At 60.2% G+C, this 14,489-nt stretch carries 12 protein-coding genes; all 12 read left to right on the top strand.

The window, feature by feature from the left end; translation table 11 throughout:
* Nucleotide 1: 1 nt before the first annotated feature.
* The 12 genes from flgK to fliE all read left to right on the top strand — a co-directional run bounded on the left by flgK (nucleotide 2) and on the right by fliE (nucleotide 14,486).
* Nucleotides 2-2,044: a flagellar hook-associated protein FlgK gene (flgK, locus tag CKW24_RS20560; RefSeq protein WP_095169998.1), complete on the top strand. Its 2,043-nt coding sequence runs from the start codon at nucleotides 2-4 to the stop codon at nucleotides 2,042-2,044.
* Nucleotides 2,045-2,058: 14 nt separating this feature from the next.
* Entirely contained in the window at nucleotides 2,059-3,636 is a 1,578-nt protein-coding gene (locus CKW24_RS20555) for a flagellar hook-associated protein 3 (RefSeq protein ID WP_095169997.1), read from the top strand.
* A gap of 366 nt (nucleotides 3,637-4,002) precedes the next feature.
* Nucleotides 4,003-4,929: a ketoacyl-ACP synthase III gene (locus CKW24_RS20550; RefSeq protein ID WP_095169996.1), complete on the top strand. Its 927-nt coding sequence runs from the start codon at nucleotides 4,003-4,005 to the stop codon at nucleotides 4,927-4,929.
* Nucleotides 4,930-5,216: 287 nt separating this feature from the next.
* The gene (locus tag CKW24_RS20545) at nucleotides 5,217-6,938 is read left to right on the top strand and encodes a flagellin (protein WP_095169995.1); all 1,722 of its coding nucleotides are present in this window, start codon (nucleotides 5,217-5,219) and stop codon (nucleotides 6,936-6,938) included.
* 73 nt (nucleotides 6,939-7,011) lie between these two features.
* Entirely contained in the window at nucleotides 7,012-7,356 is a 345-nt protein-coding gene (locus tag CKW24_RS20540; protein WP_095169994.1) for a flagellar protein FlaG, read from the top strand.
* Between the two features lie 84 nt (nucleotides 7,357-7,440).
* Nucleotides 7,441-8,805, top strand: a complete 1,365-nt coding sequence (gene fliD, locus CKW24_RS20535; RefSeq protein WP_095169993.1) for a flagellar filament capping protein FliD — start codon at nucleotides 7,441-7,443, stop codon at nucleotides 8,803-8,805.
* Between the two features lie 128 nt (nucleotides 8,806-8,933).
* On the top strand, nucleotides 8,934-9,335 hold the full coding sequence (fliS, locus tag CKW24_RS20530; RefSeq protein WP_095169992.1) for a flagellar export chaperone FliS: 402 nt from the start codon (nucleotides 8,934-8,936) through the stop codon (nucleotides 9,333-9,335).
* A 24-nt stretch (nucleotides 9,336-9,359) separates the two neighbouring features.
* The gene (fliT, locus tag CKW24_RS20525) at nucleotides 9,360-9,656 is read left to right on the top strand and encodes a flagellar protein FliT (RefSeq protein WP_095169991.1); all 297 of its coding nucleotides are present in this window, start codon (nucleotides 9,360-9,362) and stop codon (nucleotides 9,654-9,656) included.
* Nucleotides 9,657-9,834: 178 nt separating this feature from the next.
* A complete protein-coding gene (locus CKW24_RS20520; protein ID WP_095169990.1) occupies nucleotides 9,835-11,310 on the top strand; it encodes a sigma-54 dependent transcriptional regulator in 1,476 nt (491 codons plus the stop codon).
* A 110-nt stretch (nucleotides 11,311-11,420) separates the two neighbouring features.
* Nucleotides 11,421-12,620: a PAS domain-containing sensor histidine kinase gene (locus CKW24_RS20515; RefSeq protein WP_095169989.1), complete on the top strand. Its 1,200-nt coding sequence runs from the start codon at nucleotides 11,421-11,423 to the stop codon at nucleotides 12,618-12,620.
* A gap of 5 nt (nucleotides 12,621-12,625) precedes the next feature.
* Nucleotides 12,626-14,026, top strand: coding sequence for a sigma-54 dependent transcriptional regulator (locus CKW24_RS20510; RefSeq protein WP_095169988.1), 1,401 nt, complete (start codon nucleotides 12,626-12,628; stop codon nucleotides 14,024-14,026).
* A gap of 133 nt (nucleotides 14,027-14,159) precedes the next feature.
* Nucleotides 14,160-14,486 (top strand): flagellar hook-basal body complex protein FliE, encoded by a 327-nt coding sequence (gene fliE / locus CKW24_RS20505; protein WP_095169987.1) that lies wholly within the window; start codon nucleotides 14,160-14,162, stop codon nucleotides 14,484-14,486.
* Nucleotides 14,487-14,489 lie beyond the last annotated feature (3 nt).

Raw genomic sequence — 14,489 nt, 5'->3', positions numbered from 1 at the left:
CATGAGCTTGATCAATATCGGGATGTCGGGTCTGAATGCGAGCCAGGCGGCGTTGGCCACGGTCGGCAATAACATTGCCAACGCCAACGCTGCGGGCTACTCGCGTCAACAACTCATCCAGACTAGTGCAGGCTCGCAGCAGGTCGGTGGCGTGTTCATCGGGTCCGGCACCACCCTGGCCGATGTGCGCCGGGTGTACAACGCCTACATCGATGCGCAGTTGCAGACCACCACCTCGCTCAATGGCGATGCCCAGGCCTATCTCGATCAGATCGGTGCGGTCGACAAGTTGCTGTCGGACAAAAATACCGGGGTTTCGGCCGCCCTCGGCAGCTTCTTCGCCTCGCTGCAGACCGCGGCCGGTGCCCCCGGCGACATGTCGGCGCGGCAACTGCTGCTGACCAATGCGCAGACCCTGAGCAATCGCTTCAATGCGATCTCCAGCCAGCTTACGCAGCAGAATGACGGCATCAACAGCCAGTTGACCACCCTGGCCTCGATGGTCAACCAGCACACCGCAACCATTGCCTCGCTCAACCAGCAGATCACCCAGGCAAGCACTTCCGGCAGCACCCCGAACAACCTGCTGGATGCGCGCAACGAAGCGGTGCGTTCGTTGAACGAGCTGGTGGGGGTCAAGGTGCAGGAGCACGACGGGGTCTACGACATCTCGCTGGGCACCGGCCAGACGCTGGTCACGGGCAACACCTCCAACACCTTGTCGGCGGTCCCGGGCAAGACCGACAAAAGCCAGTACAGCCTGCAGATCGACTACCCGCAATCGAGCATCGAGGTGACCTCGGTTGTCACGGGCGGCAAGATGGGCGGCCTGCTCCGCTATCGCAACGACGTGCTGGCGCCGGCCATCAACGACCTGGGGCGCACCGCGCTGGTGGTCTCCGATGCGTTCAACAAGCAACTGGGCCAGGGCCTGGATGCCAATGGCGAGTTCGGTTCTTCGTTGTTCAACAATATCAACAGCCCGCAGGCCATCAGCCAGCGCAGCCTGGCCACCACCGGTAACAGCGCCGGTTCCGGCAACCTCGACGTGACCATCGGCGACAGCAGTGCGTTGACCGCGTATGACTATCAAGTGACGTTCACCAGCGACAAGAACTACAGCGTCAAGCGTTCCGACGGCACCACCCTGGGACCGTTCGACGTCACCAAGACTCCGCCGGACATGATTGATGGCTTCACCCTCAAGCTCAATGGCGGCGGACTGAGTGCCGGCGACAGCTTCAAGGTCAGCCCGACCCGCTCCGGCGCCAGCGACCTCAGCGTGCAGTTGAAAGATCCCAACAAACTGGCGTTCGCCGGGCCGTTGCTCGCGGACAAAGGCAGCTCCAACTCCGGCACGGGCGCCTTGAGCAGCCCGAACCTGTCATCGATGCTGGATATCTACGGCGGCGCCGAACTGGGCCAGTTGCAGAGCCAGATCGAAGGCGCGATGCCGGTGCGCATCGCCTTCGACGAAGCCAAGGACGGGACCCAGACCTATCGCGTGCTGAACGAGGCGGGCGCCGAAATCGGCAAGGGCAGTATTGTGCCGGGCCAGGACAACAAGCTGACGATCAACGTGCCGGTACTCGATGCGGCCGGCAATCCTGTGAAGAACGCCGATGGCACGGCCAAGACCGTTGGTTTCAATACCACGGTCAGCGGCTCGCCGGGCAAGGGCGACAGCTTCGATATCAAGTTCAACCAGGACGGCAAGGCGGACAACCGCAACGCCAATGAAATGCTCGCCCTGCAGACCAAGGCCACCGTTGGCGTCGGGGGCGGCAATGCCGGCGTCAGCATGGGGCAGGCCTACAGCCAGTTGGTTTCCACCGTTGGGGGCAAGGCCAGCCAAGCCAGCGTCGACGGCACGGCCAACAATGCTGCGCTGGCCTACGCCAAGTCCAGCCGCAGTTCGGTTTCGCAGGTCAACCTGGATGAAGAAGCCAGTGACCTGATCAAGTTCCAGCAGTACTACACCGCGTCGTCGCAGATCATCAAGGTTGCGCAGGACACGTTCTCGACACTGATCAACAGTCTTTAAGGGAGTCCTTGACGATGCGTATTTCTACCGCTCAGTTCTTTGAGACCAGCACGGCCAAGTACCAGAACAACTTCACCTCGGTGGTCAAGACCCAGGAGCAGATCGACTCCGGTGTGCGCATCCAGACCGCCGCGGATGATCCTGTCGGGGCTGGCCGCTTGCTGCAATTGCAGCAGCAGAAAGACATGCTGCTGCAGTACGCCGGCAACATGAACAGCATCAAGTCGTCGCTGACCAACCAGGAAAGCGTGCTCGACAGCATCAACACGGCCTTGCAGAAAGTCAGCGAGCTGGCCTTGCAGTCGGGTGGCGGGGTTATCAGCGACGCGGACCGCAAGTCGATCGCCGACGAACTGGGCAATATCGAAGAACAAGTGTTCAGCCTGCTCAACAGCAAGGACGAGTCGGGCAACTATATGTTCTCCGGCTCCAAGACCGACGTCCCGCCTTATGTGCGCAACAACGACGGCACCTACACCTACCAGGGTGACGATACCCAGCTCAACCTGCAGGTCTCGGACACCCTGAGCCTGGCGGCCAGCAACACCGCCAAGAGCATCATGGAAGGGTCGGTGAATACCGGTCGCACCCAGGCGGTCCTGCAGCCGCCGTCGGTCAACGATGGTAAGGTCGCGGTCTCCGATGGCCTGATCAGCTCCAACCAGACCTACAACAAGAGTTTCGCCGAAGGCCAGCCGTACACGCTGGAGTTCACCAGCAGCACCCAGTACATCCTCAAGGACGCGACCGGCAAGGATGTGACTGCAGAAGTGCCGGGCAATGGCCAATTCGACTCGACGAAGGAGGGCGCCCACAGCGTCAACCTGCGCGGGGTGAAGTTCGACATCAACCTGAATCTGGCGGACGTACCTGCGGCCGACCTGGATGCGGCGGTCAAGGGGCACGTGTTCACCCTGCAAGCCAAGCCGGACAGCTTCAATGCCTCCCGCAGCCCCGGCAACCCGTCGACGGCCCAGGTCACTGGCGCCACCGTGACCGATGCCAAGGCCTATGGCGACAGCTTTCCGGGCAATGGTGCGGTGATCAAGTTCACCAGCGATACCGAGTACGAGGTCTATGCCCAGCCGTTGAGTGCCAACAGCAAGTCCATCGGCAAGGGCAGCCTGAACGCCGCTGGCGACTCCCTGACGGCGGTAGGGGTCAAGTTCGATCTCAGTGGTGCGGTGAAGTCCGGCGATCAGTTCGTGGTCGGCGCCAACAACCATCAGACCCAGAGCGCGCTGGACACCATCAGCCAGTTGCGCCAGGCCCTGGCAACCCCGAGCGATGGCGACCTGGTTGCCCAGCAGAAGCAGAAGAATGCGATCAACTCGGCCATTGGCAACCTGCAGAACGCCAGTGCCGGGATCGACAACGCCCGTGGTTCCATTGGTGCGCGCTTGAAGGCGATCGACATCCAGGCCGGCGAAAACGTCAGCATGGGCCTGGCCAACGACTCGACCATGGCCGCCATTGGCAACACCGACATGGCCAGCGCCTCGATTGAGCTGAGCTTCCAGAAAGCCATGCTCGAAGCTTCCCAGCTGGCCTTTGTGAAAATCTCCCAGTTGAGCCTGTTCAACAAGCTTTGATCCCCGCCTGAATACCGGCCCACCCTGATTCCGGGAGTGGGCCGGTGCAGCTTGAATTCCGCGCTTTTTCCCGCCTCATCCCCACCTGTTTGCCGGCGTTCGCCTGGCTAACGCGCTGTGCGCGGTTTTTTTCGTGGCGGATTGTTTTGGCCAATGCACACAAAATAGAGTGACCTATGAGTCATAAAGCGCATCTTCACTGTATCGTGTGAAAAGGGTGGGATGGGTGCCCGCTGTTCGCTGGGTTTATTTTGATGATTTTGGCACCCGCGTCTGGCGCAGTTTTGTCGGCAAAACCCCTTTGTTATCAGTGCCTCTCGATCCTGCGAGCGGTGATCTCCAGTTATTCTGTTTTGGGAAGCCACAATGATTGGCATAAAAAGCATCGCCAGTTACGTGCCAGTGAGCGGGCTTGATAACTACGCTCAGGGCGCGAAATTCGCCAAGGATGAAGAGTTCATTTTGGGCAAGATTGGCTCGGCCTTTCTGCCGCGCATGGATGCCGGCCAGGAAACCTCCGATCTGTGCGTGGAGGCTGCCAATGCGTTGTTCGCCAATAACCCGCAACTGGACCGTCAAGCCATCGACGTGCTGATTGTGGTCACGCAGAACGGCGACGAAGAAGGTTTGCCCCACACCTCTGCCATCGTCCAGGACAAGCTTGGCCTGTCGACCCGGGTTGCCGCGTTCGACGTCTCCCTGGGCTGCTCCGGCTACGTGTATGGCCTGTACGCGATCAAGGGCTTCATGGAGGCGGCGGGCTTGAAGAACGGCCTGCTGATCACCGCTGATCCCTACTCGAAGATTGTTGACCCGGAAGACCGCAACACCACCATGCTGTTCGGCGACGCGGCCACCGCGACCTGGATGGGCGAAGACGCTGCCTGGCAACTGGGCAAGGCCAAGTTCGGCACCGACGGTTCCGGCGCGCCGCACCTGAAGGTCAGCGACGGCGTGTTCTACATGAACGGTCGCCAGGTGTTCAACTTCGCCTTGCTCAAGGTCCCGGCGCACTTGCACGAACTGCTGGATGACTCGGGCCTCAAGTCCGAAGACATCGACGCCTTCTGCATCCACCAGGGCAGCGCGGCGATTGTCGATGCCGTGGCGCGCCGTTTCGAAGGCGAGCCGGAGAAGTTCATCAAGGACATGGTCGAGACCGGCAACACCGTGTCTTCGAGCATCCCGCTGCTGCTGGAAAAACACATGCTCGACTCCACCTGGAAGCGTGTGGCGATCAGTGGTTTTGGCGTAGGCCTGTCCTGGGGCTCGGCGATTATCCACCGCCCGTGACCTGCTAGCGCCCGCTAATAAAAAACGCCCATGGCCGAGAGGTCATGGGCGTTTTTTATTGTCTGGGATTTGCCGCTGTCGAGGCTCGCCTCAATGCCAGGTATGACTCGTGCCAGGCGGCCTAAGGCCTTGAAACATTGGGGGGTGGCACGTTGCTAGTAAAAAATTTGAAAAAAGCCCTCAAGCAACCTGCGTTGACGACGATAACTATTACGAAGGTTCTCTAGGCCACACCCGGCGGTTGCCAGGGCCGGAAGCCGCAGTATCCAACTCACGAGGATTTCGTCATGGCAATGTCCGTAAACACCAACATCACTTCTCTGGGCGTCCAGAAGAACCTGAACAAAGCTTCCGACGCTTTGAGCCAGTCGATGAACCGTCTGTCTTCCGGCCTGAAAATCAACAGCGCCAAAGACGACGCCGCTGGCATGCAGATCGCCAACCGTCTGAACAATCAGGTCAAAGGCCTGAACGTTGCGATCGCCAACGCCAACAACGGTGTTTCCATCGCCCAGACCGCTGAAGGCGCGATGCAAGAATCCACCAACACCCTGCAACGTCTGCGTGAGCTGGCCCTGCAGGCAGCGAACGGTGATAAAAGCGACGCTGACCGTGTTTCCCTGCAACAAGAGTTCACCGCTAAAGTGGGTGAGCTGAACCGTATCGCCAGCACCACCACCTTCGGTGGTCGTAACCTGCTGGACGGTTCGTTCCAGAACATTCAGTTCCAGATCGGCGCCAGCGCCAACGAAACCATTTCCTTCGGTATGACTGACATCGGTTCTACCGCGCTGAAAGGCAACTACAGAGAAGCCTCTGTAGATGGCACTGCAATGGAAGGCCTGGCGGCTACTGCTACCGGTACCAACATTGGTGGGATGAAAGCTTCCGTGACTGGTGGTGCGCCTCCGGCGGCAGGCACTGCTGCAGGCGATAAAATCAGCATCAATGGTGTTGATATCACCCTGACAGCGACTACGAGTGCTGCGACAGCTGGTTCCGCTGCTGCAACAGAGATCAACAAGCAAACCGCAAAAACCGGTGTAACAGCTACTGCGGCCACCGATGGCAAGTTGACCCTGACTTCCAAGTCGGACTTCACGGTTGAAGAGTCGGGTGGCACCGTACTGACGAAACTCGGCTTGACTGCAGCAGATGCTACGGCGCCAGTTGCAGCTGAAGCTATTGATAAAGATACCGTTCTGGGTACCGCCGGCAGCATTACTGTCAATGGTACCGCTGTGACTTGGGACGATACTAATACAATCACCGAAGTTCTCGACCTGGTTAAGGCGCAAGCAGGAACCGGTGCCACCGCAGAATTCACCGACGGTCGTGTTGTTCTGACTTCCGGCGACGGCAAGGACATCAAGCTGGCCAATACCGCCAGCGGTTCGCTGTCGCAGTTGGGTCTGTCCGCTGGGACCTCCCAGGCGAAGCTCAAGGAAGACACTTCGATCGACGTGAACGGCGTTGAAGTCAAGTTCAAGAAAGGTGATACCACCGACTCGATCGTGGCGTCGATCAACAGCGCAAGCACCGGTGTACAAGCCAGCAAAAACGCTGACGGCACCTTGAACCTGTTCGCCGACAAAGACATCACCATCAAGGATGGCAGCGCCGGTACTGGCTTGAAGGCGCTGGGTCTGAAAGATGTTTCCGATGCTGGCACCAAAACCGCCGTGACCATGGAAACCACCGTTTCTGACCTGAGCATCCTGAGCGCCGCTTCTTCCCAGCAGGCCATCCAGGCTCTGGATGACGCCATGCAGCAGATCGACAGCCAGCGTTCGCAGTTGGGTGCGGTGCAAAACCGTTTCGCCAGCACCGTGGCCAACCTGCAGAGCATTTCGCAGAACTCCTCGGCTGCCAAAGGCCGTGTAGAAGACGCTGACTTCGCTTCCGAAGCTGCTGAACTGACCAAGCAACAAACCCTGCAACAGGCTTCCACTGCAATCCTGTCCCAGGCCAACCAACTGCCATCCGCTGTACTGAAGCTGCTTCAGTAATCTCGGCTAGCGGTTGATCAACGGAAGGGCGCGTATTCGTGCCCTTCCGTTTTTTCAGTTTTGAGGTGATGACATGGACATGAGCGTCAAGCTGAACACGTCTTATCCAGCTAACGTAGCCCAGGCTTCAGGTGTTTCCGTGACGCAGGCCAAGCCTGTTGCGCCGGCTGATACGCCGGCTGCTGAAGAGCCGCAGCGCGTGGCGCTGGAAAAAGCAGTAACCGATATGCGTGAGTTTGTGCAAGCTTCCCAGCGTAACCTGGATTTTTCCATCGATGACTCCACCGGCCAGGTGGTCGTCAAGGTAATCGCCACCGACAGTGGTGAAGTGATTCGACAGCTGCCATCGGAGACCGCGCTGAAGTTGGCGCAGAATTTGAACGATGCCAGCAGCCTGCTGTTCCAGACTCAGGCTTGAGCTGGCACGAAATGTGTTTCTGACTGCTGCTCAGGGGTGTGTACGCCAATAAAGCGGCAGATGCAGGACAAGGAGATAGTGTAAATGGCGAGTTCAACGATTTCCGGCCCGGGTTCGGGCTACGACACGCAAGCAATCGTCAAGGCTTTGGTGGGGGCTGAAAAAGCGCCCAAGCAAATCCAGATCACCGATCAGCAAAAAGACACGACCATTAAGCTGTCGGCTGTCGGCACGGTGAAGACGGCATTGGAGACCTACCAGTCGGCGATCACCAAGTTGAACAACGTGGCCTCCTTCAATGGCCTGGCCGCCACTACCTCCGAAGAGAAAAACGTCAAGGTCACGCTGGGTGATGGCGCGTCCAGCGGAAAATATACCCTGGTGGTGGATGAGCTGGCGACGTCCTCGAAAGTCACCAGCAAAGTGATTGCAGATGGTGCGTCGGGCAAAGCTAACTCCAGCGATGAAGACCAGACCTTGACCATTACCCAGTCGGGTAAAAGTTATGACGTATTGGTTCCCGGTGGAGCGACCCTGAAAGAGGTGCGCGAATCGATCAATACCCAATTGTCTGCCCAAGGCATCAGCGCCAACGTATTGAGTGATGCTAACGGTGCACGCTTGGTTATCGGCTCCACCACCAGTGGTGTCGGTACCGATATAACCCTCAGCGGCGATTCAGAGCTGGCGGCGGGTTACGATGCCGGCCAGCCTGCGCAAAACGCCAAGTACTCCATCGACGGTATTGCCATGGAGTCCACCAGCAACAAAGTGACGTCCGCTATCAGTGGCGTGACCTTGGATCTGCTGGCTGCCGACGACAAAAAGCCGGTGACCATCACTGTTGCCAGCAACACCGACACTCTGAAGACCTCGGTGCAGTCATTCGTTACCGCTTACAACGCGCTGATGACCGCCATCAACGCCCAGACCAAGGTCACTGCGACCGGCGATGCCTCCACTACCACCGCGGGCGCATTGACCGGCGATGCGTCGATGCGACAGCTGGTGACCAGCCTGCGCTCCGAACTGGTCAACGGTTCGGGGGCCGGCAGCATGACCAGCCTGGCCCAGATGGGCATCACCACTGACCAGAAAACCGGTTTGCTGAGCCTGGACGACAAGGCGTGGGACAAGGCTGTAGTCAAGGGGGCAGGGGACATCGCCAAGATGTTCACCGGTGACACCGGTTTGATTTCTCGCATGAACAAAGCGACCTCTAGCTATGTGGGTTCCACTGGCACGCTGGCCACTCGTGCGACGGACCTCAATACCAAGTTGACCGACCTGACCACCCAGCAGGCTGAACTGGACCGGCGCATGGAGGCCTTGCAGAAGTCCTTGTCCGCCAAGTACACGGCCATGGACACCATGATCGCCCAGATCAACGCCAGCAGCTCCAGCATCATGACCACCCTCAACTCGCTGAACAATCCAAAGTCGAGCTGATAAACGGTGCGCCGAGGGCCCTGGAAAAGGGTCCGGGCAACCGGTCGTGGATTAAAGTTTTTGTCGACACAGTCGAAAAGCTGATTAGAGCAAACCTATTCGCCTGTGGCCTGTACCGAGGTAGCAACATGAATCCTATGAAAGCCCTGCGTGCGTACCAGAAAGTCAATTCCCACGCGCAGATCTCCGAAGCCAGCCCGCACCGTCTGGTGCAGATGCTGATGGAAGGCGGCCTTGATCGCATGGCGCAGGCCAAAGGTGCATTGAGCCGGGGTGATATTGCCCAGAAGGGGTTGATGCTGGGCAAGGCGATTGAAATTATCTCCGGTCTGCGAGATGGCTTGGAGCCAGAGAAGGCCGAGGATCCAGCTGCGGTGCAACGCCTGGATGCTTTGTATGCGTACATGGGTAACCGCTTGGTAGAGGCCAACGGTACCAATGATGTCGAGATGATCGACGAAGTCGCCCGCCTGCTGATCACCCTGAAAAGCGGCTGGGACGCGATCGCGGCACAAGAGCTAGCGCAATAGGCCCGTGGGCCTGAGGATGATGTCATGAGCCAAGCCCTGCAACGCATCGAGCAAACCCGCGAGGCCCTGGTCGAGGCGCTGGCTGAACGCAACTGGGAGGCCATCGGCGAGCTCGACGTCGCCTGCCGCACCTGTGTCGACGATGTGCTCAGTGAGGTGCCGGTGGATGAGCAGGCGCTGCGCGAGAACCTGCAGGCCCTGCTGGTGGTCTACAAGCGGCTGCTGGACGTGGCGATGGACGAGCGTCAGGCGATAGTCAACGAGATGGCTCAGATCAGGCAAGCGAAGGGTGCGGCAAAGGTTTACCATCTGTTCGGTTGACGCTTTGGTTAATCAGCTTGTCCGGGTATATGCGCCATAAATTTGACTATGCACGGTTTTTTGACTTAACTAGTGGCTGTTTGCAGATTTCAGACGTCTATCAGGCTTAACGTGCCTGCAGGCGTCTAGCTTGCCTTTTTCTTTCGGGCACTGAGTTGACTAGGGAAGTTGCTATTGCATGTGGCGTGAAACCAAAATTCTGCTGATTGATGACGATAGCGTCCGCCGCCGCGACCTGGCGGTGATTTTAAATTTTCTCGGTGAAGAAAACTTACCCTGCGCAAGCTATGACTGGCAGCAGGCTGTCGGCTCTTTATCGTCTAGTCGTGAAGTCATCTGTGTCCTGATCGGGACGGTCAATGCACCTGGTTCGTTGTCGGCTCTGTTAAAGACACTCGCAACCTGGGATGAGTTCCTTCCCGTTTTGCTGATGGGCGATAATTGTGCCCAGGATCTGCCCGACGACCAGCGTCGTCGGGTGTTGTCGACCCTGGAAATGCCCCCCAGCTACAGCAAATTGCTCGATTCGCTGCACCGTGCCCAGGTCTATCGCGAGATGTACGACCAGGCCCGCGAGCGCGGTCGCCATCGTGAACCCAATCTGTTCCGCAGCCTCGTCGGCACCAGCCGGGCGATCCAGCACGTGCGCCAGATGATGCAGCAAGTGGCCGACACCGACGCCAGCGTGCTGATCCTCGGCGAGTCGGGCACTGGCAAGGAAGTGGTTGCGCGCAACTTGCACTATCACTCCAAGCGCCGTGACGCGCCGTTCGTGCCGGTCAACTGTGGCGCGATTCCGGCCGAGTTGCTGGAAAGCGAATTGTTCGGCCACGAGAAGGGCGCCTTTACCGGGGCGATCACCAGTCGTGCCGGGCGTTTTGAGCTGGCCAACGGCGGCACCCTGTTCCTCGACGAGATCGGCGACATGCCGCTGCCGATGCAGGTCAAGCTGCTGCGGGTATTGCAGGAGCGCACCTTCGAACGCGTGGGCAGTAACAAGACCCAGAGCGTCGACGTGCGGATCATTGCCGCGACCCACAAGAACCTCGAAAGCATGATTGAGGTCGGCAGCTTCCGCGAAGACCTGTACTACCGCTTGAACGTGTTCCCGATCGAAATGGCACCGCTGCGTGAGCGCGTCGAAGATATCCCGTTGCTGATGAACGAGCTGATCTCGCGCATGGAGCACGAAAAACGCGGTTCGATCCGCTTCAACTCGGCGGCGATCATGTCGCTGTGTCGCCACGGCTGGCCGGGCAACGTCCGCGAGCTGGCCAACCTGGTGGAGCGCATGGCGATCATGCACCCGTACGGGGTGATCGGCGTGGTCGAGCTGCCGAAGAAATTCCGCTACGTCGACGACGAAGACGAACAACTGGTCGACAGCCTGCGCAGTGACCTCGAAGAGCGGGTGGCCATCAACGGCCATACCCCGGACTTCACCGCCAATGCCTTGCTGCCGCCTGAAGGCCTGGACCTCAAGGACTACCTCGGTGGCCTGGAGCAGGGCTTGATCCAGCAGGCCCTGGATGATGCCAACGGCATCGTCGCCCGTGCGGCCGAGCGCCTGCGCATTCGCCGTACCACCCTGGTGGAGAAGATGCGCAAGTACGGCATGAGCCGGCGCGAAGGCGACGAACAGGCGGACGATTGACGCCTGTTTTTCAAGCCCTTGAATAATGGGCGGTTTTTTTTAGGCACGGGTATTGCTACATCCCTCGCAACGTTCCGTTTAACTGACGGTCAGCCAAGCGAGAGTGCACGATGCCCCACGCCGCCCAGATGTCTCCAGTCCCCGATGCGCCCGGCGTAGAGCCGGCAAACCGGCCTGGCCTTGAGCAGGCGTTCGCCCTGTTCAATCAGATGTCGAGCCAACTTACTGACTCCTACAGCCGTCTCGAAGCCCGGGTCTGTGAACTCAAGGGTGAGCTGGAAGTGGTCAGTGCCCAGCGCCTGCAAGAGCTGGCGGAAAAAGAACGCTTGGCCAATCGCCTGCAGAACCTGCTCGACCTGTTGCCGGGTGGTGTCATCGTGATCGACGCCCAGGGCATCGTCAGCGAAGCCAACCCGGCGGCATGCGAGCTGCTGGGGCTGCCGCTGCAAGGTGAGCTGTGGCGCCAGGTCATCGGCCGCTGCTTTGCTCCCCGTGAAGACGACGGTCATGAAATTTCCCTGAAGGATGGTCGGCGCCTGTCGATTGCCACCCGTTCGCTGGATGCCGAGCCGGGGCAACTGGTGCTGCTCAACGACCTGACCGAAACCCGCCACCTGCAGGATCAACTGGCGCGCCACGAGCGCCTGTCGTCCCTGGGGCGGATGGTCGCGTCCCTGGCCCATCAGATCCGCACGCCCTTGTCCGCGGCCTTGCTCTACGCCAGTCACCTGACTGAGCAGGCGTTGCCGGTGGCGACCCAGCAGCGATTTGCCGGACGCCTGAAGGAGCGCCTGCACGAGCTTGAGCATCAGGTGCGCGACATGCTGGTGTTCGCCCGTGGTGAGTTGCCGCTGACCGATCGGGTCAGCCCCAGGCTGCTGCTGCAATCGCTGCAAGCGGCGGCGCAGACCCATGTTCAGGACGTGCCGATCCGTTGGCAGTGCGATGCCCATGCCGGTGAGTTGCTGTGCAACCGCGACACCCTGGTGGGGGCGCTGCTGAACCTGATTGAAAACGCGATCCAGGCCAGTGCCGGCACGGTGCGCCTGAAAGTGCACCTGTATGCCCGGCAGAACACCTTGCGCCTGTGCGTCAGTGACAGCGGTGCCGGGATCGGAGCCGCGGTGCTGGAGCGCCTGGGCGAACCTTTTTTCACCACCAAGACCAACGGCACTGGCCTGGGCCTGACCGTGGTCAAGGCGGTGGCACGGGCTCATCAGGGACACTTGCAACTGCGCTCGCGCCCGGGCCGTGGCACCTGCGCGGTGCTTGAGCTGCCGTTGTTTGGCAGCGCGCAGGAAACGGAGTGAGGTCAATGCTAATCAAGGTTCTGCTGGTTGAAGACGATCGTGCGTTGCGCGAAGCGTTGGCCGATACGCTGCTGCTTGCCGGTCACGACTACCGTGCCGTCGGTAGCGCCGAAGAAGCGCTGGAGGCGGCGGCGCGCGAGCCGTTCAACCTGGTGGTCAGCGACGTCAACATGCCCGGCATGGACGGTCATCAGTTGTTGAGTCTGTTGCGGGTGCGCCATCCCCAGTTACCGGTGTTGCTGATGACGGCCCACGGGGCGGTGGAGCGCGCAGTGGATGCGATGCGCCAGGGAGCGGCGGACTATCTGGTCAAGCCATTCGAGCCCAAGGCGCTGCTGGATCTGGTGGCACGCCATGCCCAGGGGTGCCTGGGCGGTGGCGAAGGTGAAGGACCGGTGGCGTTCGAACCGGCCAGTGCCCAGTTGCTGGAACTGGCGGCACGGGTGGCGCGCAGTGATTCGACGGTATTGATTTCCGGTGAGTCGGGCACCGGCAAGGAAGTGCTGGCGCGCTACATCCATCAGCACTCGCGGCGTGCCAGCCAGCCGTTCATTGCGATCAACTGCGCGGCGATCCCGGACAACATGCTCGAGGCCACGCTGTTCGGTCATGAGAAGGGCGCCTTCACTGGAGCGATCGCCGCCCAGGCGGGCAAGTTCGAGCAAGCGGATGGCGGCACCATCCTGCTCGACGAGATTTCCGAAATGCCCCTGGGGCTGCAGGCCAAGCTGCTGCGGGTGCTGCAGGAACGTGAAGTCGAGCGGGTCGGCGCACGCAAGCCGATCGTGCTGGATATCCGCGTGGTAGCCACCACCAACCGCGACCTGGCCGCAGAAGTGGCGGCGGGGCGGTTTCGCGAAGACTTGTACTATCGGCTGTCGGTATTCCCCCTGGCCTGGCGTCCGCTGCGCGAACGCACTGCCGATATTCTGCCGCTGGCCGAGCGCCTGCTGGCCAAGCACGTCAATAAAATGCACCACGCGGCTGCGCGGTTATCGCCACAGGCCCAGGCCTGTCTGGTGGGGTATCCGTGGCCGGGCAACGTGCGCGAACTGGACAACGCGATCCAGCGTGCACTGATCCTGCAGCATGGTGGGGTCATCGAGCCGCAGGACTTCTGCTTGTCGGGACCAGTGGCCTGCGCACCGCTGCCGAGCCTGGCGCCAAAGGCCCCGACGCCACGCACGGTGGAGGTCGAGGCTGCGCCCGGCGAGTCGGCCGGCGCCCTGGGTGACGACCTGCGTCGCCGGGAGTTCCAGATGATCATCGACACCCTGCGCGCCGAGCGCGGTCGCCGCAAGGAAGCCGCTGAACGCCTGGGCATCAGCCCCCGCACCCTGCGTTACAAACTGGCGCAAATGCGCGATGCCGGGATGGACGTGGAAGGGCAGCTGTTCGCCACCTGAGCAATGCTTGCTCGGCAATTGTTGCGGGGGGCTTTTATCAGTGGGCCCGGGCGGAGCTGGCACCCTTGTTGCTAACACCAGTCTATCCGCCGAGTGAGCGTCAAAAAATTGCGGGTCGTCAGAGAGAGCAGTCATGAGCCAAGGAATTGAATTTAACCGGTTGATGCTGGACATGCGCGCCATGCAAATGGACGCCATGGCCGCACCCAAGGCCGTTGCCGCGCCGCAGGAAGCCGGCAGCAGCTTTGCCGACATGCTGGGCCAGGCCGTGAACAAGGTCAACGACACCCAGCAGGCGTCGACCCAGCTGTCCACCGCGTTCGAAATCGGCAAAAGTGGAGTCGACCTGACCGACGTGATGATCGCCAAGGAAAAAGCCGGCGTCTCCTTCCAGGCACTGACCCAGGTGCGCAACAAGCTGGTTCAGGCTTACCAAGACATCATGCAGATGCCGGTTTAAGGA

It is taken from the genome of Pseudomonas sp. Irchel 3H3 (assembly GCF_900187635.1).
Lineage (GTDB): Bacteria > Pseudomonadota > Gammaproteobacteria > Pseudomonadales > Pseudomonadaceae > Aquipseudomonas.
Note: the sequence above shows the minus strand (reverse complement) of the source record. Positions and strands in the feature narration are given on the sequence as shown.

Coding starts and splice junctions, on each gene's coding strand:
- flgK (WP_095169998.1), top strand. CDS start 2: ATGAGCTTGATCAATATCGGGATGTCGGGTCTGAATGCGAGCCAGGCG.
- CKW24_RS20555 (WP_095169997.1), top strand. CDS start 2,059: ATGCGTATTTCTACCGCTCAGTTCTTTGAGACCAGCACGGCCAAGTAC.
- CKW24_RS20550 (WP_095169996.1), top strand. CDS start 4,003: ATGATTGGCATAAAAAGCATCGCCAGTTACGTGCCAGTGAGCGGGCTT.
- CKW24_RS20545 (WP_095169995.1), top strand. CDS start 5,217: ATGGCAATGTCCGTAAACACCAACATCACTTCTCTGGGCGTCCAGAAG.
- CKW24_RS20540 (WP_095169994.1), top strand. CDS start 7,012: ATGGACATGAGCGTCAAGCTGAACACGTCTTATCCAGCTAACGTAGCC.
- fliD (WP_095169993.1), top strand. CDS start 7,441: ATGGCGAGTTCAACGATTTCCGGCCCGGGTTCGGGCTACGACACGCAA.
- fliS (WP_095169992.1), top strand. CDS start 8,934: ATGAATCCTATGAAAGCCCTGCGTGCGTACCAGAAAGTCAATTCCCAC.
- fliT (WP_095169991.1), top strand. CDS start 9,360: ATGAGCCAAGCCCTGCAACGCATCGAGCAAACCCGCGAGGCCCTGGTC.
- CKW24_RS20520 (WP_095169990.1), top strand. CDS start 9,835: ATGTGGCGTGAAACCAAAATTCTGCTGATTGATGACGATAGCGTCCGC.
- CKW24_RS20515 (WP_095169989.1), top strand. CDS start 11,421: ATGCCCCACGCCGCCCAGATGTCTCCAGTCCCCGATGCGCCCGGCGTA.
- CKW24_RS20510 (WP_095169988.1), top strand. CDS start 12,626: ATGCTAATCAAGGTTCTGCTGGTTGAAGACGATCGTGCGTTGCGCGAA.
- fliE (WP_095169987.1), top strand. CDS start 14,160: ATGAGCCAAGGAATTGAATTTAACCGGTTGATGCTGGACATGCGCGCC.